This window comes from Micromonospora echinospora (assembly GCF_900091495.1).
GTDB classification, from domain to species: Bacteria; Actinomycetota; Actinomycetes; order Mycobacteriales; family Micromonosporaceae; genus Micromonospora; species Micromonospora echinospora.
Genome location: NZ_LT607413.1, coordinates 5204885 through 5230934, shown reverse-complemented (window position 1 = coordinate 5230934; position 26050 = coordinate 5204885). Strand labels below are relative to the sequence as shown.

At 73.9% G+C, this 26050-nt stretch carries 14 protein-coding genes and 1 pseudogene; 7 read left to right on the top strand and 8 right to left on the bottom strand.

Annotation, left to right across the window (positions count from 1 at the left end; all coding sequences use genetic code 11):
- Positions 1–189 precede the first annotated feature (189 nt).
- From GA0070618_RS23335 to GA0070618_RS23320, 4 genes are all read left to right on the top strand, one after another.
- A complete protein-coding gene (locus GA0070618_RS23335) occupies positions 190–2961 on the top strand; it encodes an AfsR/SARP family transcriptional regulator (RefSeq protein ID WP_088983533.1) in 2772 nt (923 codons plus the stop codon).
- 100 nt (positions 2962–3061) lie between these two features.
- Entirely contained in the window at positions 3062–4168 is a 1107-nt protein-coding gene (locus tag GA0070618_RS23330) for a CapA family protein (protein ID WP_088983532.1), read from the top strand.
- 203 nt (positions 4169–4371) lie between these two features.
- Positions 4372–5025, top strand: coding sequence for a GntR family transcriptional regulator (locus tag GA0070618_RS23325; protein ID WP_088983531.1), 654 nt, complete (start codon positions 4372–4374; stop codon positions 5023–5025).
- Entirely contained in the window at positions 5022–6317 is a 1296-nt protein-coding gene (locus GA0070618_RS23320) for an MFS transporter (RefSeq protein WP_172900322.1), read from the top strand. Before GA0070618_RS23325 ends, GA0070618_RS23320 begins: the two co-directional genes overlap by 4 nt.
- A 62-nt stretch (positions 6318–6379) precedes the next feature.
- Here GA0070618_RS23320 and GA0070618_RS23315 read toward each other — a convergent pair whose 3' ends face one another.
- The 7 genes and pseudogenes from GA0070618_RS23315 to GA0070618_RS23285 all read right to left on the bottom strand — a co-directional run bounded on the left by GA0070618_RS23315 (position 6380) and on the right by GA0070618_RS23285 (position 14502).
- On the bottom strand, positions 6380–7585 hold the full coding sequence (locus GA0070618_RS23315) for a vWA domain-containing protein (protein ID WP_088983530.1): 1206 nt from the start codon (positions 7583–7585) through the stop codon (positions 6380–6382).
- Complete coding sequence (locus GA0070618_RS23310) at positions 7582–8754, bottom strand: AAA family ATPase (RefSeq protein ID WP_088983529.1); 1173 nt, start codon at positions 8752–8754, stop codon at positions 7582–7584. The genes GA0070618_RS23315 and GA0070618_RS23310 overlap by 4 nt, the downstream gene beginning before the upstream one ends.
- Positions 8751–10475, bottom strand: coding sequence for an ankyrin repeat domain-containing protein (locus GA0070618_RS34345; RefSeq protein WP_088983528.1), 1725 nt, complete (start codon positions 10473–10475; stop codon positions 8751–8753). Before GA0070618_RS34345 ends, GA0070618_RS23310 begins: the two co-directional genes overlap by 4 nt.
- The gene (locus tag GA0070618_RS23300) at positions 10472–11608 is read right to left on the bottom strand and encodes a leucine-rich repeat domain-containing protein (RefSeq protein WP_088983527.1); all 1137 of its coding nucleotides are present in this window, start codon (positions 11606–11608) and stop codon (positions 10472–10474) included. The genes GA0070618_RS34345 and GA0070618_RS23300 overlap by 4 nt, the downstream gene beginning before the upstream one ends.
- Entirely contained in the window at positions 11605–13029 is a 1425-nt protein-coding gene (locus GA0070618_RS23295) for an SDR family NAD(P)-dependent oxidoreductase (RefSeq protein ID WP_088983526.1), read from the bottom strand. The genes GA0070618_RS23300 and GA0070618_RS23295 overlap by 4 nt, the downstream gene beginning before the upstream one ends.
- 251 nt (positions 13030–13280) lie before the next feature.
- Positions 13281–13766 (bottom strand): annotated as a pseudogene (locus GA0070618_RS23290) (GNAT family N-acetyltransferase); the annotation flags it as partial.
- A gap of 40 nt (positions 13767–13806) precedes the next feature.
- Positions 13807–14502 carry a GntR family transcriptional regulator gene (locus GA0070618_RS23285; protein ID WP_088983525.1) on the bottom strand — a complete coding sequence of 232 codons (696 nt, stop codon included), beginning with the start codon at positions 14500–14502 and terminating at the stop codon, positions 13807–13809.
- 7 nt (positions 14503–14509) lie between these two features.
- Here GA0070618_RS23285 and GA0070618_RS23280 point away from each other — a divergent pair, with 7 nt between their 5' ends.
- Positions 14510–17365, top strand: coding sequence for an FAD-binding and (Fe-S)-binding domain-containing protein (locus tag GA0070618_RS23280; protein ID WP_231931935.1), 2856 nt, complete (start codon positions 14510–14512; stop codon positions 17363–17365).
- Between the two features lie 45 nt (positions 17366–17410).
- Positions 17411–20524 (top strand): hypothetical protein, encoded by a 3114-nt coding sequence (locus tag GA0070618_RS23275; RefSeq protein WP_231931418.1) that lies wholly within the window; start codon positions 17411–17413, stop codon positions 20522–20524.
- Between the two features lie 223 nt (positions 20525–20747).
- On the opposite strand, the gene GA0070618_RS23270 is transcribed toward GA0070618_RS23275, so the two are convergent.
- Entirely contained in the window at positions 20748–24107 is a 3360-nt protein-coding gene (locus GA0070618_RS23270; protein ID WP_143740380.1) for a LamG-like jellyroll fold domain-containing protein, read from the bottom strand.
- Positions 24108–24508: 401 nt separating this feature from the next.
- On the opposite strand from GA0070618_RS23270, the gene GA0070618_RS23265 reads away from it, so the two are divergent.
- Positions 24509–25744, top strand: a complete 1236-nt coding sequence (locus tag GA0070618_RS23265) for a MalY/PatB family protein (protein ID WP_088983521.1) — start codon at positions 24509–24511, stop codon at positions 25742–25744.
- Positions 25745–26050 lie beyond the last annotated feature (306 nt).

The following is a 26050-nucleotide window of genomic DNA, read 5'->3' as shown; positions in this document are numbered from 1 at the left end:
GTCGGGTCCGGCCCCGGCCGGCAGGCCGACAGCCGACGTCCTCCCGGGCTCCCGCCGGCACGCACGCGTCCGCCGGCGGGAGTCCGGGCCGGACCCGGCGCCTCCCGACACGAGACCGAACGTCTAGGCTCACCGCGTCCATGGACGGATGGCGATCGGATCTCCAGGGATCGTGGGAGGTTCGCGGGTATGACGATCGAGTTCGGTCTGTTGGGGCCGGTGACCCTGCACGTCGACGGTGACCACGTCGCGCTGCCGGGCGGTCGGCCTCGACTCCTGCTGGCCGGGTTGCTCCTGGGTCGAGGCCGACGGGTGCCCGCCGACCGACTCCTGACCGGCCTGTGGGCCGATCCCCCACCGTCGGCGCAGGCCAACCTGCGGACCTACGTGACCCGGTTACGGGCGGCGCTGGGGCCGTACCGGGACCGGCTGACCTGGGTGAACTCCGGTTACGCGCTGGTGGTCGAGCCGGGTGAGCTGGACCTCGACCGGTTCGAGAGCGACGTGAAGGACGCCCTGGGTCCCGGCCACGTGACCCGACCGGAGCAGTGCGCGGACCTGCTCGCCGCCGCGCTCCGCCGGTGGCACGGCGAGGCGGCCGAGGGACTGCCCCACCACGGCGCGCTCGGCCGCAGCCTCGACGCGCTCGACGAGAGCCGGTGGATGGCGGTCGAACGGTACGCCCGGGCATGCGTCGAAGCCGGTCGGCATCAGCCCGCGGTGGCCGTCCTACGGTCGCTGCTCGCCGACCAGCCGGCGCGCGAGTCCGCCTGGGAACAGCTGGTCCAGGCACTGCTCTCCTCGGGTGACCGGGCCGAGGCCATGGCGGCCCTGACCGCGGCGGACGCCGCGCTGCTCGGCGCGGTCGGCCGGCGCGCCGGGAGGGTGCTCCGGGAGGTCGAGCGCGACCTGCTCGACGGGGCGTCCGGCCCGGCTCGCCGTCCGACGCCCGTGGTCCGTGACACGCCGCCGCCGGAGGGGGCGCCCTCCACCCTGCCGCCGTCGGTGGTCCTGGTCGGCCGGGAACGCCTGCTGGCCCGGGTCGAGGCCGAGCTCAGCAGGGCGAACATGATCGTGCTGCACGGGCCGGCGGGGGTGGGCAAGTCGGCGCTGGCCGGCGCCGTCGCCACTCGGCTGGCTCCGTCGTGTCCGGGTGGACAGCTCTACCTCGACCTCTGCGGCAGCAGTCCCGGCCTGGCCCCGATGACGGTCGAGGAGGCGATCGGCAGCCTGCTCCGCGCGCTCGGGGGTGACCGGTCCGGCGGTACGCCGGGCGCGGAGGCGGCCGAGCTGCGGGTACGAGCCGGCGAGCGCCGGGTGCTGGTGGTGCTGGACAACGTGGTCGACGCCGGTCAGGTACGACGGTTGTTGTCGCTCCTGAGCAGCGCCACGGTGATCGTGACCAGCCGGACGACGTTGTCGACGCTGGACGTCACCCACCTCGCCGTCGGCGCGCTGGACCCCGGGGAGTCGGTGACGCTGCTCGCCCGGCACGCGGGTCCGGAGCGGTTCACCGGTTCCCCCCGGCAGGCCGAGGCGCTGGCCGCGTTGTGCGGCCACCTTCCGCTCGCGCTGCGGATCGTCGGCGCCCGGCTCGCCAGCCATCCGGAGTGGACACTCGCCGCCATGGTTGCCCGGCTCGCCGACGAGCAGTACCGACTGGACGAGTTGAGCTGTGACGACCTGGCCGTACGGGCCAGCCTCGCGGTCACCTGCGACGTTCTCGCCGAACGGCCCGGAGGGCCGGAGTCCCTGGAGTTGTTCGACCGCTGGGGCATGGTCCGCTCGCCGGTGCTCGGCCTCGACCTGGCCCGGGTGTTGACCGGGGCCACGGCGCGTGCGGCCCGTGCGGCGCTGGACCGGCTCGCGGACGCCGGCCTCGTCGAGGCGTGCGGGATGGACCGTTACCGCCTGCACGACCTCGTGCGGATCTTCGCGATGGAGCGCGGCCGCCGTGACCCGGCGGCGCGGGAGGCCGCGCTGCACGCGGCCCGCTGCTACTTCCTCGACACCGCGCGGCGCGCGCGGGACCAGATCCGGCCCGTCTCCCGTCGGCCGTCGGACGGGTTCGTCGAGACGCCCGCCACGGTGACCTTCGCTCATCCGCAGGAGGCCCTCCAGTGGCTGGAGACGGAGCGGGACAATCTCGTCGCCGCGGCGCGCGTGGCGGCGCAGGACGGCACACCCGAGGGGGACCTGTTCGCGGTCCGGTTGTGCGCGGAGCTCTACCCGTTCCTGCCGATGCGGGGTTACTACCACGAACTCCGGGAGGTGGCCGGCGGCGCGTTGCGGTGCGCCCGGCGGCTCGGCAGCCGTCCGGACGAGGCGACCTCGTTGACCTACGTGGCGGTGGCCCAGTCCCGGCTGGGCGAGACCGACCAGGCCGTCGACGGTCTTCTGGTGGCCCTCGCGTTGCGGGAGGCCGACGGGGACCTGCACGAGGTGGCGGTGACCCTGGACCATCTCGGTGTCCTGCTGGCCGCCGCCGGCCGCCTCGACGAGGCCCGGACCGGCTTCCTGCGGGCGCTGGAGATGCACCGCCAGGGCGACGACCGACGGCGGGTGGGTCTCACCCTGAACAATCTGGCCGACGTGCTGCTGCAACTCGGCCAGACCGGCAGCGCGCTGGTCCACCTGCGGGAGAGCCTGCGGCTGCGCCGGGAACTCGGTGACGAACTCGGCCTCGGTATCACCATGGTGACCATGGGCCAGGTCTATGCCCGGCGGGGCCAGTACCGGCAGGCGTACGGGTGGCTCGGCCGAGCCCTCACCGCCGCACGGGCCACCGGGAACCGGGAGGCGGAATGGCGGGTGCTCACGGTGCGCGCGGAGGTGCACCGGGCCACGGGGCAGTGGCGGGCCGCGCGCGAGGACCTGCACCTGGCACTCGCTCTCTCCGAGCAGATCGGTGACGTCAACGGCACCCGCGAGGTACGTCGCGCCCTGGTCGTGCTCCGTTAGCCGCCGGGCGTTCTCAACCGGCGGCACCGGCAGGTGAGCCGACGGCGGTACGCAGGGTCGTCGGCAGGTGAGCCGACGGCGCGACGGGGAAAGCGGCCGGATGCCCGAGCTGACCTTCTTCCTCGGGGGCGATGTGATGACCGGCCGGGGCGTGGACGCGATCCTGCCCACGCCTGGCCCGCCCGAGCTGCGTGAACGGGCGATCCGCGACGCCCGCGACTACGTCGACCTCGCCCGCTCCGTCAACGGGCCGGTCCCGCGTCCGGTGCCCCCGGCCTGGCCCTGGGGCGAGGCGCTCGACCTGCTCGACGAGCTCCGCCCGGACGCACGGGTGGTCAACCTGGAAACGGCGGTGACCGGCCGGGGCGCGCACGCGCCGGCCAAGGCGATCCACTACCGGATGCACCCGGGGAACCTGTCCTGCCTCACCGCGGCCCGGCTCGACGTGTGCGCGTTGGCCAACAACCACGTCCTCGACTTCGGCCCGGTGGGGCTCGCCGACACCCTCGACGCGCTGGCCGCCGCCGGCATCACCACCGCCGGCGCCGGCCGCGACGCGGCGTCCGCCGGCAGGCCCGCCCGGGTGCCGCTCGGTCAGGGCCGCGACCTGCTCGTCTGGTCGGTGGCCGCGCCGTCGAGCGGCGTGCTCCCGTCCTGGGCGGCCACCACCGACGCGCCCGGGGTGGCGTACCTGCCGGAGGTCTCGGCCGCCTCGGCGGACGCGCTGGCCGGGCGGATCGCCGCCGTGGCCGGGCCGGCGGACCGGGTGCTGGTCTCCGTGCACTGGGGCACCAACTGGGGGTACGATGTGCCGCCCGGACACGTCGACTTCGCCCACCGGCTGATCGACGGCGGCGTGGACGTGGTGCACGGCCACTCGTCGCACCACCCGAGGCCGGTGGAGGTGTACCGCGACCGGCTGGTCCTCTACGGCTGCGGCGACCTGATCGACGACTACGAGGGGATCGGCGGGCGGGAGGAGTACCGGCCGCAACTACGACTGCTGTGGCTGCCGACCCTCGACGCGGCCACCGGCGCGCTGCGGCGACTGCGGGCCGCCCCGATGCGGATGCGCCGGATGCGGTTGGAGCGGGCCGCGCCCGACGAGACCCGCTGGTTGGCCGAGCTGCTCGGCGGCTTCGGCCCGCCGTTCGCGCCCGGGTTCGACGTCGCGGTCGACGGACTGCTGACCCTGCGTCCGCGCTGACCCCACGTCCGCACCGGGCCGCCGTTCGCGCTGCCCCGCCGTTCGCGCTGCCCCGCCGTTCGCGCTGCCCCGCCGTTCGCGCTGCCCCGCGGTTCGCGCTGCCCGGTGTCCGCGTCGGCCAAGCGGGCCGGTCGGGCCGTGGCCCACGCCACCTCGTGCGGGGGCGCGGCGGCGGCATGACGGGGCGGGCCCATCATAGATACATGACGCATCCCTCCCCCTCGGGCCGGACGGCCGTGCCCTCGGCCGCCGAACGCGCCTACCGGTACCTCAAGCGCGCGATCCTGGAGCAGATCCACCCGGGCGGCTCGCTGGTCAGCGAAGGAGAGATCGCCGAGGCCACCGGGGTCTCCCGCACCCCGGTCCGCGAGGCGCTGCTGCGCTTGGAGGCCGAGGGCATGGTCCGGCTCTACCCCAAGCGGGGCGCGCTGATCCGTCCGGTCTCCGCCCGGGAGATCACCGACGTGATCGAGGCGCGGCGACTGGTCGAGCTGCACGCCGCCGAGCGGATCTGGCCACGACGCGCGGCGCTACGGGCCGACCTCGCCGCCCGGCTGGCCGAGATGCGCGACGCGCACGCCGCCGGCGACCTGACCGCGCTGACGCAGGCCGACCGGGCGTTCCACGCCACGGTCGTGGAAGCGGCGGGCAACGAGATCCTCGCCGAGCTGTACCAGCGGCTGCGCGACCGGCAGTTGCTGATGGGAGAGGCCAGCTTCCGGCTCTCGCCGGGCCGGGCCGAGACGGCGATCGCCGAACACGCCGACCAGCTGGCCGCGCTCGACTCCGACGACCCCCGGCGCTGGCTCGCCGCCGTCGCCGCGCACATCGACAAGATCGCGGACGTGCTGCGGTGAGGACAACCGCGCCGGTCGCCCCGCGCAGGTCGGCGGCCGGACTGGTCTGGGGCGTGGCGGTGGCCGCGTACGTGGCCGCCGTGTTCCATCGCAGCTCGCTCGGCGTCACCGGCGTCGACGCCGCGCACCGCTTCGACATCAACGCCTCGGCGCTGGCCACCTTCTCCGTCGCCCAGCTCGCCGTGTACGCGGCGATGCAGGTCCCCGTCGGCGTCCTGCTCGACCGGTTCGGATCACGCCGACTGCTGATCGCCGGCGGCGCGCTGATGGTCGCCGGTCAGCTGTGCTTCGCCCTCGCCACCGACGTGCCCCTCGCCATCGCCGCCCGGGTGCTGATCGGGCTCGGCGACGCGATGACCTTCATCAGCGTGCTGCGGATCGTGTCGCTGTGGTTCCCGGGGCGGCGCTACCCGATGATGACCCAGCTCACCGGCACGCTCGGTCAGCTCGGGGCGATTCTCGGCGCCGTACCGCTGGTGGCCCTGCTGCACCGGGCGGGCTGGACCCCCGCGTTCCTCACCTCGGCGGCGGTGGGGGCGACGGTGCTGATGATGACCGTCGTCATCGTCCGGGACACCCCGGGCGGGGCGGTCGCGACCGGCGCGGCGCCCACCCTCACCGACGTCCGCCGGAAGCTCGCCGCCGCGTGGGCCCAGCCGGGCACCCGACTGGGGCTCTGGACGCACTTCGTCACCCAGTTCTCCGGCGCCGTGTTCGGCCTGCTCTGGGGATACCCGTTCCTGGTCCAGGGGCAGGGCCTCAGCCCGACCGCGGCGGCGTCGCTGCTGACCCTGATGACGGCCGCCATGCTGGTGACCGGGCCGGTGGTCGCGCACTTCTGCGCCCGGCACCCGTTCCACCGCTCGGTGCTGGTCTTCGCGATCACCGGCGCCACCGCCGGCGTCTGGGGCGTCGTGCTCGCCTGGCCGGGACGTGCCCCGGGCTGGCTGCTGGTCACGCTGGTGCTGGTGCTGGCGGTCAACGGCCCGGGCTCCCTCATCGGGTTCGACTACGCGCGCAGTTTCAACCCGGTCAACCGGATCGGCAGCGCCACCGGTGTCGTCAACGTCGGCGGTTTCGTCGCCTCGATCGTGCTGATCTTGGCCGTCGGCGTGGTGCTCGACCTGGCCACCCCGGCGGGCCGGGCCACCCCGGACCTGACCGCCTTCCGGTGGGCCTTCGCCGTGCAGTACGTCCTCTGGGCGCTCGGCGCGGTCCAGGTGCTGCGGTACCGCAACGCCGCCCGCCGCGACCTGACCGCGCGGGCGCGCGCCGCCGCGACGCCCGCCTGACCGGCACACCCGCGTCCGGCACACCACGACCCAGCCCCGCGCCGGCACCCGACCGGGTCCGATCAGTCGTCGATGGTGATGCTGGTGATCCAGGACGGTGGGGGCGGCGCGCCCGCCCCGATCAGCCCCGCGACGACCCGGGTGGACTCCAATGGCGCGGCCGGCCACGGCGTCAGCCCGTCGGTCAGCACCACCACGATGTGCGGTCGGTCGCGCAGCGCCGCCTCGATCCCCACCCGCATGTCGGTGCCGCCGCCCCCGGCCAGCCGCACCTCGCCGACGGTGTGCACCCGCCATACGACGTGCACGGCGGCGTCGCAGGAGAGCACGGTGACCCGGTTGCCGCCGACACCGACCGCCCGGAGCACCCCCGAGACCTCGGCGAGCGCCGCGGCGAGTTGCCCGTCGCCCATCGACCCCGACGTGTCCACCACGATGGCCACCCGGGGCACCGGTCGGCGCAGGCTGGGCAGCACCACCCGGCGCATGGCGGCGGCGCGGCGGGAGGGGCGTCGGTAGGTGTAGTCGACCGCGCCGACCGCCCAGGCCGCCGCCTCGCGGACCGCGCCGGTCAGCGCCCGACGCCAGTCCACCCGGGGTTCGAGCACCTGGGCGGCCCAGCGTTCCCAGCCGGCCGCGACGGTGCCCCGGGCCCGGACGTGGGCGCGGACCGCGTGCGCGGTCTCCCGGCGGATCGCTCCCGCCTCGACCGTGTTGACGCCACCCGCACCGTCGCGCTCCCACGGCCGGTCGACGCCGTGCGCCCCGGACCCGCAGTCGTGCCCACCGGACCCCGACACGCAGTCGTGCGCCCCGCCGCGCACCCGGGCGGGCAGCAGCGGCAGGTACGCCTCGAACAGCAGACCCGCCGGCAGCCCGAAGGTCTTCGGCTCGATCCGGTCCGGTGGCAGCGGCAGCCGGTCGGCCACCAGGTCGTCGTTGATCTCGCAGTCCTGCGCGACGTTGACCCGGTGGTGGTCGCGCCGCTGCCCGACGGGGAGCCGGTCGGCGCGACCGTGGTGGTCGCGGAGCAGGTGGGCCACCTCGTGGATCCACACCGCCGCGAGTTGGGCCACCGGCAGCCGGTCGACGAATCCCGGCGAGACGTAGCAGCGCCAGTGCCGGTCGACGCCCATGGTGGGCACCTGCGGGGACTCCACCACCGTCACGCTGTACAGCGCGGTGGCGAGGTAGGGCCGGTCCTGCGCGGCCCGGAACCGGGCCGCGAGCAGTTTGGTGCGGTCCAGCCGGCCGCCACCCGGGCTCATCCGGTCAGGCGTCCCGACAGCCGCAGCACGTCGGCGAAGGCGTGGATGCTCGGCGGCACCGGCCAGGACGTGTCCCGCAGCGCCGCGAGGTCCATCGCGGCACGGGCTGCGACGTCCGGCACGCCCGCCTCGACCGCCTTGCCCAACACCACCCAGCCGGCCTCCCAGCGCGCCCGGTCGACCTTCGCCTGCACCGCCGCGATCACCGCGGTCAGGAACGCCAACTGCCGGTCGCCCCGCTCGGGCAGCCGGAACGCGTCCGGGTCGGCGAGCACCCGCTCCGGGTCGGGCAGGTCGAGGTTCTCCAGGTAGGTGACGAACTCCAGACCCGCGCCGTCGCCCACCGCGCCGATCACGGCCAACGCCAGCGCCTGCGGGTCGGTTCCGGTCGCGTGGTGGACGGTGAGCAGCCGCAGCACCATCTCCCAGGTGCGTGGCGACGGCCAGGCGCCGCCCCGGGCCTCGGCGTCGGCGGGCAGGTGGTGGGTCAGCCCCGGCCGGGCCGTGAGGAAACCCGCGATCGTCCCACGCGCTTTGGCCAGCGCCGTCGCCGCGCGCCCGGGCCGCACCGCCGGCACGGTCACCGCCGGCCAGGTGCCGGCCAGGCCCCGCGCGACGGTGCGCGGGTCGTGCGTCCAGCGCAGGTGCACGAACCGGTTCGCCAGCGGCGGGGCCAGGTGCCAGCCGTCCGCCGCGCTGGTCGGCGGGTTCGCCGCCGCCACGATCCGCACCGACGGCGGCAGCGCGAGGCTGCCGACCCGCCGTTCCAGCACCACCCGCAGCAGCGCCGCCTGAACCGCCGGCGGCGCGGAGGAGAGCTCGTCGAAGAAGAGCAGACCCGATCCGGTACGCGCCAGCCGGACCGCCCAGTCCGGCGGGGCCATCGGCACCCCGTCGGTGGCCGGGGAGTCCCCGACGATCGGCAGCCCCGCGAAGTCCGACGGCTCGTGGACGCTGGCGATGACCGTCTCCAGTGGCAGGCCCAGCCCCTCGGCGAGCTGCTGGAGGGTCGCGGACTTGCCGATGCCCGGCTCACCCCAGAGCAGGACCGGCAGGTTCGCCGTCACCGCCAGGGCCAGCGCCTCGACCTTCGGGTCGGCGGCCGGCTCGGTCCGCCACCCGCGCGTCGCGGCGACGAGCTCGTCGGCCGCCGCGAGCGCCCCCGTCACCGCTGCGTCCCTTCGGTCAGCACGTCCCGGATCCGGAGCACCGCCTGCCCGTGCTCGTCCTCGTCGTCGTACATGTTCGCCTTGCCCTCGGCCAGGTCCAAGGGGGTGAGGTCGTCCCCGTCGGGGGCGTGCGGGTCGGCGCCGGCGGCCAGCAGCGCGCGGACCATCTCCGGGCTGCCCCCGTCGCCGACGGCCACATGCAACGCGGTACGCCCCCGGCGGTCCCCGGCCATGACCGGCACACCGGCGTCGAGCAGCCGCCGGACCAGCGAGACGTCCCCGACCGCCCGCAGATGGTGCAGCAGCGTCCCGCCCCGGCCGTCGCCCATCCTCGGGTCGAGCCCCGCGTCGAGCAGCGCGGTCATCGCCGCCGCACCGCCGTGCTGGATCCGCAGCAGCACGTCGCGCCGCAGCTCGCGCAGTGCACGGGGCAGCCGGCCGTCGCCGCCGCGCCACGCCTGCACGGCGGCGAAGCAGCCCGCCGACCGCCCGCCCAGCGCCCGCAGCAGCTCCTCCCCGGCGACCTCCTCGGGGGTGTGCGAGACCGGATCGAGCCGGCCGGCACCGTGCACGAGGGTGTGCCATTCGCCGCCGCACCGCACCGGCACCTCCACCCGCAGGCCGCCCGCCTCGGACGGGGCCGCGTCCGGTCGGGCCGCGTCCGTCGCGGGTGGACGGTCAGCCACCGGGACCGCGTCGCGCGCCACGGACGGTGCGGCCGGGAACAGTGCTCGGCGTACCAGGGGGTGCAGCTCGGCGGGACGGAGCAGGCCGTGCCGCAGCAGGTCCAGGTCGACGGGGCGCTCGTAGACCACGCCGACGACGCGGACGCGGTTGACCTGCCTCGGGTCGTACCCGACGAACCGGGCGGCCACCGTGCCGTCCTCCCGTCGCCGCATCTCGACCCGCCGCCCGGCGGACCAGATCATGACGCGGTCGACGCCGTAGCGATCCTGGATACGGGCCAGCTCCGCGTCCAGCCCCAGCGGAACCAGGCGGCCGAGCACGGATCTCTCCGACTCGTGAGCGCGGTGGTAGGTATCCCGGGCCTCCGGGTCGAGGTCGACGCCGGCCATCGCCCACGCCTCGACCATCTCGCCGTCGGCGACCAGCCGGTCGAAGACCTCCGCGCGGCTCGCCGGATCGTCCGGGTCGACCACCGTCGCGTACGACTCGAACGGCCGCCGGGTGCCGTCGGGCGTGAATCCGGGCAGCCGGGCCGGGGAGCCGCCGTACGCGCCGGCGAGCCCGTCGACGCTGACGGCGCTCCAGTACACCGGCGGCAGGTCCTGGACAGGGTAGTCCCCGGCCAGTGCGGGGCCGACGGTCAGCCGCAGCCGCTGCGACCCGTCGACGGTCTTCGGCGTGTCCACCACCAGCACGACGTCGTGCTCGTCGAACCGCCCGTTTCCGGTGGACAACACGAACCGCTCATGGGTGGCCACCCCGGTACGGCCACCGAGCACGCGCGGCAGGTGCCAGCGCAGCAGGTCCGGGGCGAGCACGCCGAGATCCGCCTCGACCCGGTCGGCGCGGACCCGGCCGTGCTCCCGGGCCACCTCGGCCAGGTCGAACGCCACGTCGATCCGCCCGGCGGCACAGGCGGCCCGCCAGTCGCCGGCCTCCCGGGCGGCGGCGCACGCCTCGACCATCGCGGCCGGCACGGCGTACCGGCGGACACGCTGCCAGGTGCGGATCTCGTCGATCACGGGCGGTTTCACCGGTAGACGCTCGCGATCGCCCGGATGTCCTCGTGCGGCGGGGTGACCGGCCGCTCGGCGAGCAGCGCCGAGGCGCGGCGACGCTGCCGGCGCGGCACTCCCCCGTTGATGCCCAGGTACTCCAGCGTCGGGTGGCCCTCGACGGCCTCGACGAGCCGCCGCGCGCCCCGCCCACCGACCTCCGTACGCCGCAGGTCCAGCCGGCGCAGCCGGGCCGCGGGCAGTGCGTCGGCGAGCAGCGCCGCGCCCTCGTCACCGACCACGTTGCCGCGCGCCCCGAGAGCCCGCTCGGACGGTGGCCGGGCCAGGTCCAGCGCCCGCCAGGAACCCAGGTGCCGGGCCAGCGCCGCCACCCCGACCGGGGTGATCCCGTTGCCGCCCAACCCGATCGTCACCGCCATCCCGTCAAGCAGCTCGGCGAGGGCGGCGGCGCCGGCGTCCCCGAGGTGGTTCGCCGCCAGGTAGAGCTCCCGGACCCCGGCGTCCCGCACGAGCGCGCCGAGCGCCGGCACGGCATCCGGGCCGAAGCCGTTGCCGCCGAGGAAGAGCCGCTGCACCGGCTGCTCCCGGGCGGTCAGCGCGTCGGCGAGCGCGGCCAGCCCTCGGACGCTCATCCCGACGTTGACCAGGTCGAGCGTACGGATGGCGGAGTTCACCGCGAGCGCGGCGGCGAGCCGGCGGACCCCCTCGTCGCCGACCGGGTTGCGCTTGAGCCACAGCGCGCGCACCGTGTCGTCGCCGGCCAGCCGGGCGGCGAGGGCCTCGACCCCGACCGGGTCGATCCGGTTGCAGCCCAGGTAGAGCGTCTGGAGACGGTGCCCCGGGCGCAGCGCCTCGGCGACCGCCCGGGCGCCGTCGGCGCCGAGGCCGTTGGTGCCCAGCAGCAGGTGCCGCACCAGCGGCGAGTCGACCACGGCGGCCACGATCCGGGCGGTCTGCGCCGGGCCGACGCCCTGCTTGCAGAGGTCGAGCCGACCGTCCGGCTGCACCGTGCCGCGCGGGAACTCCTCGGGCGCGACGACGGCGTCCGGCACGGCGAGGCGGGCCAGCAGCGGGTCGAAGTCACCCGGGTGGGCGAGCCCGGCGTCGGGGTCGGCGATGGCCGGGCAGCGCACCGGCGTCGGGTCGGTCACCAGGGCACGCTCCGGTAGTCCTTGAGGAACTGGCCGCTCACCGGGGTGCCGCGTACGCCCCGCACGATCGGGTCGTAGACGCGGGCGGCCCCGTCGACCACGTCGAGCGGGGGCCGGAAGCCGAGTTCCCGCTGGGCGGTCTTGTCGGGATGGGGACGCTCGTCGGTGACCCAGCCGGTGTCCACGCTGTTCATGTGGATGCCGCTGGTGAGGTAGTCGGCGGCGACCGTGCGGACCAGCATGTTCAGCGCGGCCTTGGCCATGTTGGTGTGCGGGTGCCGGGTGGTCTTGCCGGAGCGGGAGTAGCTGCCCTCCATCGCGGAGACCTGCACGACGTGCCGCTGCGGGTGGGCGCTCGCCTCCATCAGCGGGCGCAGCCGGGAGGTGAGCAGGAAGGGCGCGAAGGCGTTGACCACGTGCACCTGCAACCATTCGTGCGGGCTCACGTCGGCGTCGCTGAGCACCCACGAGTTGACCGCACGCAGGTCGAGCGGCTGGCCCGTCTCGTCGACCTGCCCGGCGGGGAAGAACGCGTCCAGCCCGACGGGCAGGTGCCGCGACGCGGTGGCGGCCGGGGCGGCGCCGACCGCGATCCGCGCCGCCGGCCCCGCCAGCGCCGTGGACTCGGCCGCCCGCACCTCCCGGTGGTACGCCTCCGGCCGGTACAGCGTCTGGGCGGCGTTGTTGACCAGGATGTCCAGCCCGGCGAAGCGCCGACCGACCAGGGCCACGAAGTCGAACGTGCCGGCCAGGTCGAGCAGGTCCAGCCCGTGCACGTAGAGCCGGTGGGTCCAGTCGTCCGCGTCCGGCACGGCGGCGAAGCGGCGGGCGGCGTCACGGGGGAACCGGGTCGTCACGATCACGTCGGCGCCGTCGCGGAGCAGCTTGAGCGCGGTGTGAAAGCCGATCTTCACCCGGCCGCCGGTCACCACGGCGGTACGGCCGGTCAGGTCGCAACGCGCGTGTCGCCGCTCGCGGTTCTCCGCCGCGCACGGCGGGCACATCAGGTGGTAGTCCACGTCCACCTGCCGGTAGGGCAGCTTGCACACGTAGCAGTACCGCTCCCGGCGCAGCGATCCGGGAACCGTCGCGGCGACCGACCCGACGGCGTCCCGGTCCGCGCCGTCCCGGTCCACGGTAGTGGGCCGGTCGGTGGTGGGCCGGCCGGTGCCGGCTCGGTCGGTGGTGGGCGGGGCGGAATCGGGGATCTCGGTGTGGAAGCGGGTGGCGCCGGCCAGCAACGCGCGGTCCGCCGCCCGGGTCGCGGCGTCCCGGCGGGCCTTGGCCCGCTTCTTGACCCCCCGGTGGGCGGCGGTGACCGCCCGCTCCAACTCCTGCCGGGTCGCCTCGTCCAGGTCGGCGTCGTCGAGGCGGGCCAGGACGGCCAGGCAGGCCGTCAGCTCGGCACGCTCGACGGGCACGATGCTCCTTTGGGAAGGGTGGGGGCGAGACCGACCGGATTCGAACCGGCGTCCTCCAGCTTGCCGTCAAGGCGCGTCGACCTCTGCGCTACGGCCTCGCCGCGCGGCAGCATACCGAAGGCCACCGACACCCGCCGCACACCCCCTAAACCGTCCTAGGACATCGGAGTCCGGAGTTCACCCGACTCCACTTGCGGCATACCGGGGCATCCGGCCGGTCCACCACCCCGACATGCCGCACCCTGAGTCGATCATCCGTAGCTGTAGACGATGTAGCCCCGGTAGCGGGCCACCTTGTCGTACAAGGCGCGAGCTTCAGCGTCCACTTCGGTGTTCCAGTAGAGGCGTGGAGCGCCGTGCTCCCCGGCGTCACGTGCCACCCACTCGATCAACGCGGTGGCGACACCTCGCCGTCGTACCTGCGGGTCCACGAACAGGTCTGCCAGATAGCACCTCCCGACCGACCAGACGCTCGCGTGGAACAGGTAGTGCGCGATGCCGACCATCCGGCCGTCGAGCCTCGCGGAGATGCCACGTATCTGCTCACCGTCGAGCAGGCGTTGCCAGGTGCGCTCGTAGCCGTCGTCGTCGACCCTGGTCTCGGGCCGACCCGGCCGGCCGGCGAAGTGCGCGTGAAAAGCGCGGGCCAGCCCTTCCCACTCGTCCCGGTCGCATGTAGTCAAGGGGCCGATCGTCAGCACGGTCGCCATCCTCGCACCGCCTCCACGTCGCCGGGCGTTCCGTGAGCGGTTGTCCCTGCCCCCGCGCGGGGCGGCGTCACTCCACGACGGCGTCCCAGATCTCCGCCACCGCCGGCGCGTCGGGCGACAGACCGGCGACCTGGGCGACGAGGAGCCGGCCGGTGTCGACGAGGTGTCGGCGCATCGCCGCCTCGGCGGCGTCACCGTCACCCCGCACGATCGCCGCGATCACCGGTTCGTGCTCGTTGCGGATCTGGCGCAACGACCGGCTCCCGGACGACGTGGGTGGTGCGAGCAGCTCGGTCGTCGCGCGGAGTGACGCCACGATGTCGGCGGCGCGTCGGTTGCCGGCTCCCCGCAGGATCCGGTCGTGGAGCATCCGGTCAGCCGCCCAGAACGCGCGCTCGTCGTCGTGCCGGAGGGCGGCGTCGAGGGCCTCCAAGGTGTCGGCGACCTCCAGGCCGACGCCGGCTGCCCGGCGCGCGGCCGGCGGCTCCAGGGCGAGCCGGACCGCGAAGATCTCGGCGACGTCACGGGGGTCGGGCAGGACCACGCGGAATCCGCGGTTGCGTTCGAACTGCACCAGTCCCGTCTCGGCCAGCCGGAGCAACGCCTCCCGGACCGGGCTGCGCGACACGCCGAGGAGTTCCGCGAGCTGGTACACGGAGTACAACTCGGTGGGCACGAAGCGGCGGGCCCTGATCCCGTCCCGCACGGCCTCAGCCACCCGGTCGGAGAGGCTCGGCGGCACGCTGAGGGACAGATCAGGCATGAGTAACATGTTACATGTGACGCGCGATCAATCCCGCTCGACCGACCTGGTCGGAGAACTGCGCCGCGCCGGGCTCGAGGTGCGGGACGCCCCGGGTACCAGGGCCATGTACTCCACCGACGCCTCGCTCTACCGCATCCCGCCGATGGCGGTGGTCCGCCCTCGTGCGGCGGACGAGGTCGCGGCCGTCCTGGAGATCGCCCGCACGACGGGCGTCCCGGTGACCTCACGAGGCGCGGGCACCTCCATCGCCGGCAACGCGGTCGGTCGGGGCGTCGTGCTCGACTTCAGCCGCCACATGAACCGGGTGCTGAGCGTCGACCCCGAGGCCCGCACCGCGGTCGTCCAGCCCGGCACGGTCCACGCCGTCCTGCAGAGGGCCGTGCTGCCGTACGGGGTCCGCTTCGGTCCCGACCCGTCGAGTCACTCCCGGTGCACGATCGGCGGGATGATCGGCAACAACGCGTGCGGCAACCGCGCGCTCGGGTACGGCCGGACCTCGGACAACGTCCGGGGCATGCGGCACCTGCTGGCGTCCGGGGAACCCCTGGTGACCGGGTACGACGGCGACGGCCGCCCGGTGGCCGACGGTCCGGCGGACCTGCTGGCCGCCCTGCGTCAGGTGACGGGTCGCCACCTGGCCACCGCCCGCACCGAGTTCGACCGGTTCGGCCGGCAGGTCAGCGGCTACGCGGTGCAGCACCTGCTGCCGGAACGCTTCGACCTGAACCAGGCCATGGTCGGCTCCGAGGGCACCCTCACCGTCGTCACCGAGGCGACCGTCCGGCTGGTCGAGGATCCCCGCCACCGCGTCCTCGTCGCGATCGGCTTCGACGACATCGTCCGTGCCGGTGCGGCAGCTCCCACGGTCCGGGCCTTCCGGCCGACCGCCTGCGAGGGCATGGACGAGCGACTCGTCGCGGTGCTGCGGTCGCGCCGGGGCGACGCCGTCGTCCCGCCGTTGCCCCGGGGCCGCGCCTGGCTGTTCGTCGAGATCGCGGGAGACGACCGGGTGGAGGTGCTCGACCGGTCCCGCGCGCTCGTCCGGGCCGGACTCGGCGTGGAGTCGATCCTGGTCGACGATCCCGCCACCGCCGCGAGACTGTGGCGGATCCGCGAGGACGGAGCCGGCCTCGCCGGCCGCGCGCCGTCCGGCCGTCCCGCCTGGCCAGGGTGGGAGGACGCGGCGGTCCCGCCGGAGCAGCTCGGCTCCTACCTGGCCCGCTTCGACGAGCTGGTCACCTCCTACGGCATGACCTCCGCGCCGTACGGCCACTTCGCTGACGGCTGCATGCACGTCCGTCTCGACTACCCGCTCGGCCAACCGGACGGCCTGCGGCTGCTCCGCCGGTTCCTCGTCTCCGCCGCCGAGCTGGTCGCCGAGTACGGCGGTTCGCTCTCCGGCGAGCACGGGGACGGTCGGGCCCGGGCTGAGCTGCTGCCGAAGATGTACTCGAGCGACGCCATCGCGCTCTTCGGCGAGATCAAGCACGCGTTCGACCCGGACAACCTGCTCAACCCCGGGGTGCTGGTCGACCCCGATCCGTTCGACGCCGACGTACGGGCCGCGGCGGTGGCGCCGTACCGCCGACGGCTGGCCTTCGCGTACGAGAACGACGGCGGGGATCTCGCGCAGGCGGTACACCGGTGCACCGGGGTCGGGAAGTGCCGGGCGGACAACGCGGCGGCCGGCGGGGTGATGTGCCCGTCGTACCTGGCCACCCGGGAGGAGAAGGACTCCACCCGAGGTCGGGCCCGGGTGCTCCAGGACGTCGTCCGGGGCGCCGTCGACTGGCGGGACCCGGCGGTCGCCGAGTCACTCGACCTCTGCCTGGCCTGCAAGGGCTGCGCGTCGGACTGCCCGACCGGCATCGACATGGCGACGTACAAGGCGGAGGCCCTGCACCAGAAATACCGGGGCAGGCTGCGTCCGCTCGCGCACTACACCCTGGGCTGGCTGCCCCGGTGGAGCCGGCTCGCCGGCCACGTCCCGACGCTGGCGAACCTCGCCCTGCGGCTCCCGCTGCTGCGTCGGCTGGTGCCGCCCCTCGCGGGAGTCGACCGAAGGCGGTCGCTCCCGGCCTTCGCGCGCACGCCGTTCCGGCGCTGGTGGGCGGCGCGGGTGGCCCCCACCGCCGGCATCGGCCGACCGGTGATGCTCTTCGTGGACACCTTCACCAACTCGTTCTCGCCGGTGGTGGCCGAGGCGGTGGTCCGACTGCTCCGGTCGGCCGGCTTCGAGCCGCGCCTGCCGGCGACGCAGGTGTGCTGCGGGCTGACCTGGATCAGCACCGGACAGCTCGACGCCGCCCGGCGCATCCTGGGCCGGACCGTCGCCGAGCTCGCCGTCGCGGCCCGGGCGGGTGTGCCGGTGGTGGGCGTCGAGCCGTCCTGCACGGCGGTGCTGCGCTCCGACGCGGTCGAGTTGCTGGCCGGCACCGACCACGCGGGCGACGCCCGCGCCGTGGCGGCGGCCACCACGACCGTCTCCGAGCTGCTGGCGACCGCCGACGGTTGGCGCCCACCCGACCTGACCGGCACCGTCGTCGTGGCGCAGCCGCACTGTCACCACCACGCCGTTCTCGGCTGGTCCGCGGACCGTGCGCTCCTCGAACGGACCGGGGCCACCGTGACCACGGTGGCCGGGTGCTGCGGCCTGGCGGGCAACTTCGGCGTGGAACGGGGCCACTACGAGGTCTCCGTCCGGGTCGCCGAGCAGAACCTGCTGCCGGCCCTCGACGCCCACCCGGAGGCGGTCGTGCTGGCCGACGGTTTCTCCTGCCGCACCCAGATCGCCGACCTGCGCCACCGGCCGTCGCTGCACCTGGCCGAACTGCTGGCCGGACCGGACGGAGCCCACTGACGACGAGCACCGATCGCGGGTCCACAGTGGCACTACGATGCGAGTGTGACTCACGTTACCCGGGTCCGACGGCCGTACCCGCTGCTGGTCGCCGCAGCCGTCCTGTTGGCGCTCGGCGCGGCGGTGGCCTGGGGCATCGGCGACACGCTGGGGCTGAGCCACTCCCCCGCCGCCGTGCCGCGCGAGGGGGCCACCGCCGCGCCGCCCCGGGTGGCGGCACCGGCGCCGCCGCTGGCGTCCCTCGTCGTACCCGACGAGCTGCGCACCAGGAAGGCCGCGTCCGCCGTCGCCGACGCGCTCGTCTCCCGGGGCCTGCCCCGCCCGGTCGTCACCCCGGCCGCGTCGCGCCCGGTCACCACCGCGACCGCCCCGGGTACGCCGGCAACGGCCGGACCGGCCACCGGCCCCCGGCAGACCGGCGCGACACTGTCGGCGGCGACCACCCTGCGCGCGGACGTACTCACCGACCTGGCCGGGGTGCCGGAGTCGTACCGGCTCGGGGTTCGCGGGACCGAACTGGCCGTCGAGGGCGGCGGCGTCGCGGGCGTCGCGGCCGGGTTGTACCGGCTCGCCGACCGCATCCGCTCCGGCGCCGAGCCGCTGCCTGCCGCCGAGGCGGGCCGGTTGGTCACGCCCCGGCTCGGCCTGCGGCTGACCGACGCGGGCTCGGTGGGCCGTGAGCCCGACCCGGCCGCCTTCGCCGCAGGCGACGACTACAACCTGAACACCGACGTGGTCTCGTCGGCGCTGCTGCCACACGCGCCGTGGGTGGACGCCGACGCGGTGGCCCGTATCGGCGCGCAGTTCCGGCAGCTCGTCGACCACTCGGTGGCGCAGGGCTACAACGGGGTCGTCGTGCCCGGCTTCCTGGAGTACGTCACCTTCGCGGGTGTCGGCGACGGGCACGCGGTCTACCCGGCCGGCGACCCGCACGTCGACCGCGCGCGGGCGATGGTCGCGGCCTTCGGCCCGGTCTTCCGGTACGCCGACCAGATGGGCGTGAAGGTCTTCCTGCTCACCGACATGCTCGCGGTGTCGCCCCCGCTGGAGGCGTACCTGACGCGGACCGTGGGTGGCCTCGACGTGACCGACCCCCGGCTGTGGGCGGTCTACCAGGCCGGACTGGCCGAGCTGTTTGAGAGCCTGCCGTTCGTCGACGGGCTGATGGTCCGCGTCGGCGAGGGGGGCGACGTGTACGCCGCCGACGGCTGGGACTACTCGTCGAAGCTCGCGGTCACCACGGAGACGTCCGTGCGGGCGATGCTGCGGGCCCTGCTGGACACCGCGGGCGAGGCGGGCCGGGAGGTCGTCTTCCGCACCTGGACGGTGGGCGTCGGCCCCGTCGGTGACCTGCACACCAACCCGGAGTCGTACGCGCGGGTGCTGGGCGGGTTCGACGACCCGCACCTGATCGTCTCCACCAAGTACACCCTCGGCGACTTCTACAGTCACCTGCCGTTGAACACCACGCTGTTGACCGGTGCCCACCGTCGGATCGTGGAGTTCCAGGCCCGGCGCGAGTTCGAGGGGTTCGGCGCGCTCCCCAACGACCTCGGCCCGCTGCACCGTCAGGCGCTGCGCGAGTTCCTCGCCAACCCGAAGGTCGAGGGCGTCTGGAACTGGACCCAGGACGGCGGCCCGCTGCGTGCCGGGCCCATGTCGCTGCACCTGCGGGCCGGGTTCTGGCAGCTCTACGACCTGAACACGTACGCCGTCGGCCGGCTGGCCTGGGACCCGGACGCCGACCCGGCACAGGTCACGGCGGACTGGGCGTACCGCACGTTCTCCGCCGACCCGGCCACCGTCGCCGCGATCGGGCAGGCCATGGCGCTGTCGAGGGCGGCGGTCACCCGGGGCCTCTACGTCGGGCCGTACGCCGACCGGTCGGTGCGGGCGCTCGGGCTGGAGCCGCCGCCCATGATGTGGATCTTCGAGTGGGACATCCCGACCGGTGACTCCGCCGCGCTGAGCAGCGTCTACGCGGTGACCGGCGGTCGCGTCGACGAGGCGGTCGGCGAGGGCGAGCAGGCCGTCGCGCTGGCCCGACGCATGCGTGACCTGGTCGCCGCGACCGACCCGGCGACCTGGCGGGACGCCGGACTGCGCGCGCACTTCACCCGGACGCTCGACTACCAGGTGGACCTCTTCGAGACCCTGGGCGCCTACCGGACCATGGTGCTGCGGCACGCGCAGTGGCTGGACACCGGTTCCCGTACCGCGTACGACGCCTGGCGGCTCGCCGGGACGGCGTACCGCGACGCGCGCGACGCGCACCGGCAGCGCTACGGCGCCGACCTGGACCTGCCGGCGTACAACTTCACCGCCGCCGACCTGGGGGCGGACCGCGCGGACCGGGACCCGGCGATGGCCTGGGCGGCCCGGGTGCTGCTCGGGGCGATCCTGGTGGTGGTGCTGCTCGGCCTGCGCGGGCGCGGGTTCGGCGGTGCCGCCGCGCGCGGGCTGCTGCTCGGCGCGGTCCGGCCGTGGCGGGTCGCCGCGCTGCCGACGCCTGCGTCCCGGGCGGACCGGGTGCTGGTGTGGCTGGTCCCGGCCGTGGCGCTGGTGGCGAGCCGGCTCGTCCTCACCTGGTTCGCCGCCCCGGCGCACCTGCTGGTCACCCTCGGCGGGTGGGCGCTGTTCGCCCTGGTGGTACGGATCGTCGTCGGCCGGCGGGACCCGTTCCACCTGTGGGCGGTGGTCGGTGGCGTCGCGTTGCTGCGCAGCGTGCTGCTGCTGGCGGCGCTCGCCGGACGCGGACCGGGGAGATACTGGTTCGTCTTCTGGACCGAGCCGGCCCTGCGCACGGTGTACGTCACCGTCGCGTTCGCGGCGTTCTGCTGGCTGTTCGTGGCCACCGCCGTGGTCCTGCGGGACCGGTACGGCCTTCGGCCGCGCCGCGCCGTCGGGCTGACCCTGACCGCCGTGGGCGTCCCGCTCGGCGTGCTGTCCGGCCTGGTCGCGGTGGTCGGGCTGGAGCGCGCGCTGACGGTGTGGAACGACCAGCTGGCGTTGCTGCCCTGGGGCCTGTCCCGCATCCTCGGCATCACCGTCCACCTGGGCATCCCCACCGGACTCCCCGGGTACGCCGCCGGCGTCGGCGCCGCCCTGGCCGCCGCCGGCCTGCTCCTGTCCCTGGGCCGCCGCCGGCAGGCCGCCTGACCGCCTCCGGTGTTCCTTCCGTCCGGGTCACGGCGGGGGATGCAGCGGCTACCCATGTGCTCGTCGTGGGACGCCGACGGAACGGCACAGGGCCCATGACCGAAGAACGATCACGGACCCTGTGCCTGCTACAGCCCAGCTGTGGTCCCGGCGACCAGGGACACCGGGGGCAGCGCGATCCGCCTCTACCCGGGCACGCCCGAGGTCGGCGGGCCGCCGGAGTTCACCGGCTCACGACCGTCACGCCCTTGACGTAGTGGGCCTTCACCCTGTCCGGGGTGAGCGCGCGGTCATAGACGGCGACCTCGGACATCCATCCGCCGAAGGGGTTCCCCGCGTCGTCCCCTCGTGCCCCGATCTTCAACGAGGCAGCCCCGTCGGTCGGCATCCGGCTCATCGGCACGGACGCGCGCTCGGTGCCGTCAAGATAGATCTTGAGCGTCGAGCCGTCGAAGACGGACACCAGGTGGTGCCAGCCCCACTGCAGCACGGGGGCATCGGCCGGACCGGTGGTGGACAGGGTGTCCGAGAGGTTCATCGCCGCCGGCCGGTTCTTCGCGCCCAGACGCAGGAGGTACCCGTTACGCGCGGGCGAGTCGTACTTCTCCAGCACGCCCTGGTCGCCGCCCTCCCGGACGTAGACCCACGCCTCCAGGGCATAGGGGCCGGTCAGGCTCAGGCTCGCCGAGTCGGGCACCTCGATGTAGCCGCCCTCAAGGCTCATCGACCGGCTGTTCTCGTCGGCCAGCGGTCCCGGCTGGCCCGGGACCACGGTTCCCCGGACGACCCCGTCGTTGCCGTGCCCGGACCGGTCGAGCACCGTCGCCCCGCTGTCGTCGAGCCGCCAGTAACCGACCGCGCCGTCGGCTCGTACCAGGTCCGCGTAGGTCCCGGTGGCCGGCCGGGCCACCGTCACGGTCCTGGTGAACGCTCTCGGCTCCCCACCGTCCGGACGGGCCGTCATGGTGATCCGATAGTCACCCGGGGCCGCATCAGCCGGGACCGAGACTCGGGCGCGAACGTTCTGCCACACGAGCCCGTTCTTGGCATTGCGGGCAAACGGGGTCTGCCCGGACCGTGACGTCCATCCGTTCGGCAGGTCCAGCGAGATCCGGCCCTTGACGACACCGGTCCCGGACATCTCGACGAGCATCCCGAGGTCGGCCGTCGCCCCTGGCGCCACCATGGTCGCCAGGTCTGCCGAGACGATCTGTGCCCGGGACACCGGGGCCACCGGAACCGGCTTCACGGTGGCGCGAACGGTCGTCGCCCCCGTGCCCGGGATGGTCACGGTGTCGTCCTCCTGGATGTCCACCGCCCGGCCGTTGGCCGTCGCGCCGTCCAGCCGGTAGCCCGCGGGCACTCGTAGGTGCAGCTTGACCCGCTGGAGTTCGGGCCGTCCCGCCGCGGCGGGTGGCGGCGTGATAGTGGCTTCGATCGTGCCCCGGGCAACCTTCGAGGTGATGGCGTAGGTCACCGGGCCGAACAGGGTCGGCATTTCGGTGACCCCGACCGTCTGGCCGTCGGACAGCCACGGCCTGGGCGTCGCCGGCGCGAGGTCGAGCTCGGTCGGCACACCCGCGTCGTCGAGGGTCTCGTTGAGGAGCATCCCCCGCAGCGCCTTGAGGTACGTGGCGTTGTTCGGTGACAGGGGCGCCCGGAACTGGGAGCGGTAGTACTCCATCGGGCACGGCGCGACGGTCTCGCCCTCGCCCCCGATGAAGGTGTTGCGGGTGAAGCCCTGGGCGAGCATGCCGTAGAACGTCAGCCCGATCCGATCGGCGTCACCGATCTGGTCGAGGTACTTGAGGTAGGACCAGCCGTACTGCTGGTCGACGCCGCTCGAGCGGTAACCGTCCGCTGCGGGCCACGGGCCAGCAGGGCGGGTCTGGCACGCCTCGACCGGCTCACCGCTGAGGTTGAACCGGGTGAGCCCGAGGAACAGGCCGCCGTGGTTGTTGAGGAAGGTCGTCAGGCCCTTCCCGAGGGCGCTGTCGGGATCGATCAGGCCGCTGCCCAGCGCGTACGGCATGATGAGGTTCCAGTAGCTGCCGTGCTGCGAGTCCGTGATCATCCCGGCCGGGTCGAAGTCGTTGGGATCGAGCAGCGCGATGGGCACGAAGATCGAGCCGTCGGGCAGCTGTGTCTTGCTCCGGTTGATCGCGTCGAGGGTCGCGGCGCGCAGCCCGTCGGCCTGTGCGGTGAAGGCGGCCGCGTCGTCGGAGCGGCCGATGAGGCGTAGCACGACGCCCATGTCACGCAGGCCCCGCCACACGTCGGACTGGTGGTGGATGCCGTGGGCCTTGGTGCTGTTGTCGGAGTAGAGGCTCGTCTTGGCCAGCAGCCCGTTCGGGTCGTTGGCCCGCTGCTTCGCGATGTCGGCGAGCCACGCCTTGAAGTCGGCAAGGTGAGTGGTGAGGAGCGCGGAGTCGCCGGTCTGGAGGACGTACCGTGCGGTTGCCTGGAGCTTGATGCCCCGCTCCCAGGTCGTGAACCCGTCGAGGTACTGCCCCCGGACGAGGAACTCGTCCATCGTCTGCCGGGTGCGCGGCGCGTAGCCGAAGTCGCCGAGCGACCCCACCGTGGCCACCACCTCGGGGATCCACGCGAACTTCGGGTCGTCGGGCAACTCGTAGCCGTTGCCGATCGTGAGGTTGTAGCCCATGACGAGGTTGGTCAGCAGCATGGACCGCATGGCGTCGGCGGCGTACTTCTCCGGAATCTGCACCCCGCTACCGGTGTCGAGCTGGCCCTTCCAGTAGGCGATCATCTGCGCCCGTTTGGTGTCGTATCCACTCTTGTCCATGACGACCGTCCCGAGCGCCTGGGGCTGGTTCATCAGGAGCAGGTGGACCTCCGCCGGGCCCTCGCTGAGGTCGAGGGTGTAGGTCAGGTCCGGCGCGTTCCACGCCGCCTGGCCGCTGTGGGCGAGGGCGAGCTTGTCGCCCACCTTGAGGTTGTTTCCGGAAGCCACGGCCCCGGCGACGTACATGCCGTTCAGGTTGACGCGGAGTTTCGCCGACGTCTGGCCGGAGTTCCCGGGCCGGACGGTGAAGCGGACCATGCTCATGAGCCGGGCGGAGTCGGAGAACCGCGTGACGAAGGACTCCCGCTCGTAGATCCGTCCCTGGCGGTCGGTGTAGCGGTTCTGCAGCACGGGCTGGTAGCCATCGGCGAGCGTCGGCTCGTCGAGCCTGGTCTCGGCCGACCCGTAGAGTTCGGCGCCGTCGCCGACGTAGAACTTGACCCACTGCCGGGTCCGCCCGTCGGCGAAGTCCGAGTTGATCTGGCTACCGTCGCTGAAGTGGAAGCTGAAGTCCCGCTGCGCGCTGAAGTTCTTGAGGTCCGGCATCGGGTACGTCAGCGGAAGGTTGTTCCACCGGGTGTCGTGCCAGAAGTCGTCGCCGTGGCTGGCCGGCACGAGAAGGTCCTGCATGTTCGCCATCGTCGGGCCGCCGGGCAGCGCCATGAGCTGCTCGCCCCACGTGTCCGTTCCCTGCCGCAGGGCCGCCTGGACGCGTTCGACGTATCCGTCCGGGAACGTCGGCTGGTCCGGTCGGCCGCCGATCGGCCCGTCCGGCATGGTGTCTCCACCTGACGGCCCGGACACAGCCGGCGCCGCTGCCGTGACCGGCGCTTGGACGGCTCCCCCGGAAGCCAGACAAACCACCAGAAGTGCAGCCACGCGAGCCCGTCGGTTCGTACTTCGTCTAGTAGCCATCAGCCCTTCTCCTCATCGAGTCGGTGACCGCGACGCAGGCTGGCGGGCATGCGCTCGGTGTCCGGACCGCCCGCAGGTTCGGGCAGATGCGGCGTACGCTAATACTGGTATAGACCAAGGGTCAAGGACCGTCCTGGCTGGGACGACAGGCTGGCGTGCGACCGCCGGACCCCGAAGGCGCGCGGTGCGGGCCGCCGGGACCGCCCGGCGGGAGCGGCCAGGTCGGGATCACCCGGTGCCACTGTCGTACTAGGGTGGCTCGCATGGCACGGCCTGCCGCCGACGGCACCGCGAACCCGCTCACCTCGCTGACCCTGGACGAACTCCGGCAGCGCACCAGCGTGAAGTGGCGCACGCACCCGTCCGACGTGCTCCCCCTCTGGGTCGCGGAGCAGGACGTGCCCCTCGCCGCGCCGGTGGCCGACGCGCTCCGCCGCGCGATCGACCTCGGGGACACCGGCTACCCGCACGGAACGGCGTACGCCGAGGCGCTCGGCGAGTTCGCCGCCCGGCGTTGGGGCTGGCACGACTTCCGCGTCGACCGCACCACGGTCGTGCCGGACGTGATGATGGGCGTCGTCGAGGTGCTCCGGCTCGTCACCGATCCGGGCGACGCGGTGGTGGTCTGTCCCCCCGTCTACCCGCCCTTCTACGCCTTCGTCGGCCACGCCGGCCGGCGGGTGATCGAGGCTCCGCTCGGACCGGACCTGCGGATGGACCTCGCCGCCCTCGACGACGCCTTCCACCGGGCCCGCGCCGCCGGCCGCCGGCCGGCGTTCCTGTTGTGCAACCCGCACAACCCGACCGGCGTCGTCCACCGTCGGGACGAACTGGAGGCCGTCGCCGAGCTGGCCGACCGGCACGGGCTACGGGTGATCTCCGACGAGATCCACGCCCCGCTGGTGCTCCCCGGAGCGCACTTCACCCCGTACCTGACAGTGCCCGGCGCCGAGTACGCGTTCGCCCTGACCTCGGCCTCCAAGGCCTGGAACCTCGCCGGCCTGAAGGCAGCGCTCGCGGTCGCCGGGCCCTGGGCCGCCGCCGACCTGGACCGCTTGCCGGAAGAGGTCGGTCACGGGCCCAGCCACCTGGGCGTCATCGCGCACACCGCCGCGTTCCACGCCGGCGAGCAGTGGCTCGATCTCCTCCTCGACGGCCTCGACGCCAACCGGACGCTGCTGGAGACGCTGGTGACCCAGCATCTCCCCACTGTCGGGTACCACCGCCCCGAAGGCACCTACCTCGCCTGGCTGGACTGCACCCGACTGGGTATCGCCACCGACGTGCCGACCGGCGAACCCGGCGTGGTCAGCGACCTCGCCGGTCCGGCCAGGATGTTCCTCGACCACGCGCGGGTCGCCCTCAGCTCCGGGCACGTCTTCGGCACCGGCGGGACCGGCTTCGTGCGGCTCAACTTCGCCACCTCCCCCGCGATCCTCACCGAGGCCGTCACCCGCATGGGCCGGGCGGTCGACGCGCTGCCCTCGTCGGCGGGCTGAGCCTGATTCGGTTTTCCGGCATCCAAATTCCGATTTATATCGGTCGAGATGTGAAGCCGAGGGGCATGGCACAGGTGAGCAGGGCAGACGGGCTGCCCACGGCACGACCGTGGGCGTTTTGCTCCAGACGGCCGCCGATGTCCTTAAAGATCTCCTAAGGTTTTGCCGCGCAAAATATTGATCGGCGATCATCTTGATCCTAGTGTCAGTCCCGGGGCCGCTGGCGTAGATCCGCAAAGTGCCCGGGCACAGAGGGCCGCCCGTCCCTGCTCATACCCAGGGAGACCCTCTTTGCTCTCTCCACCA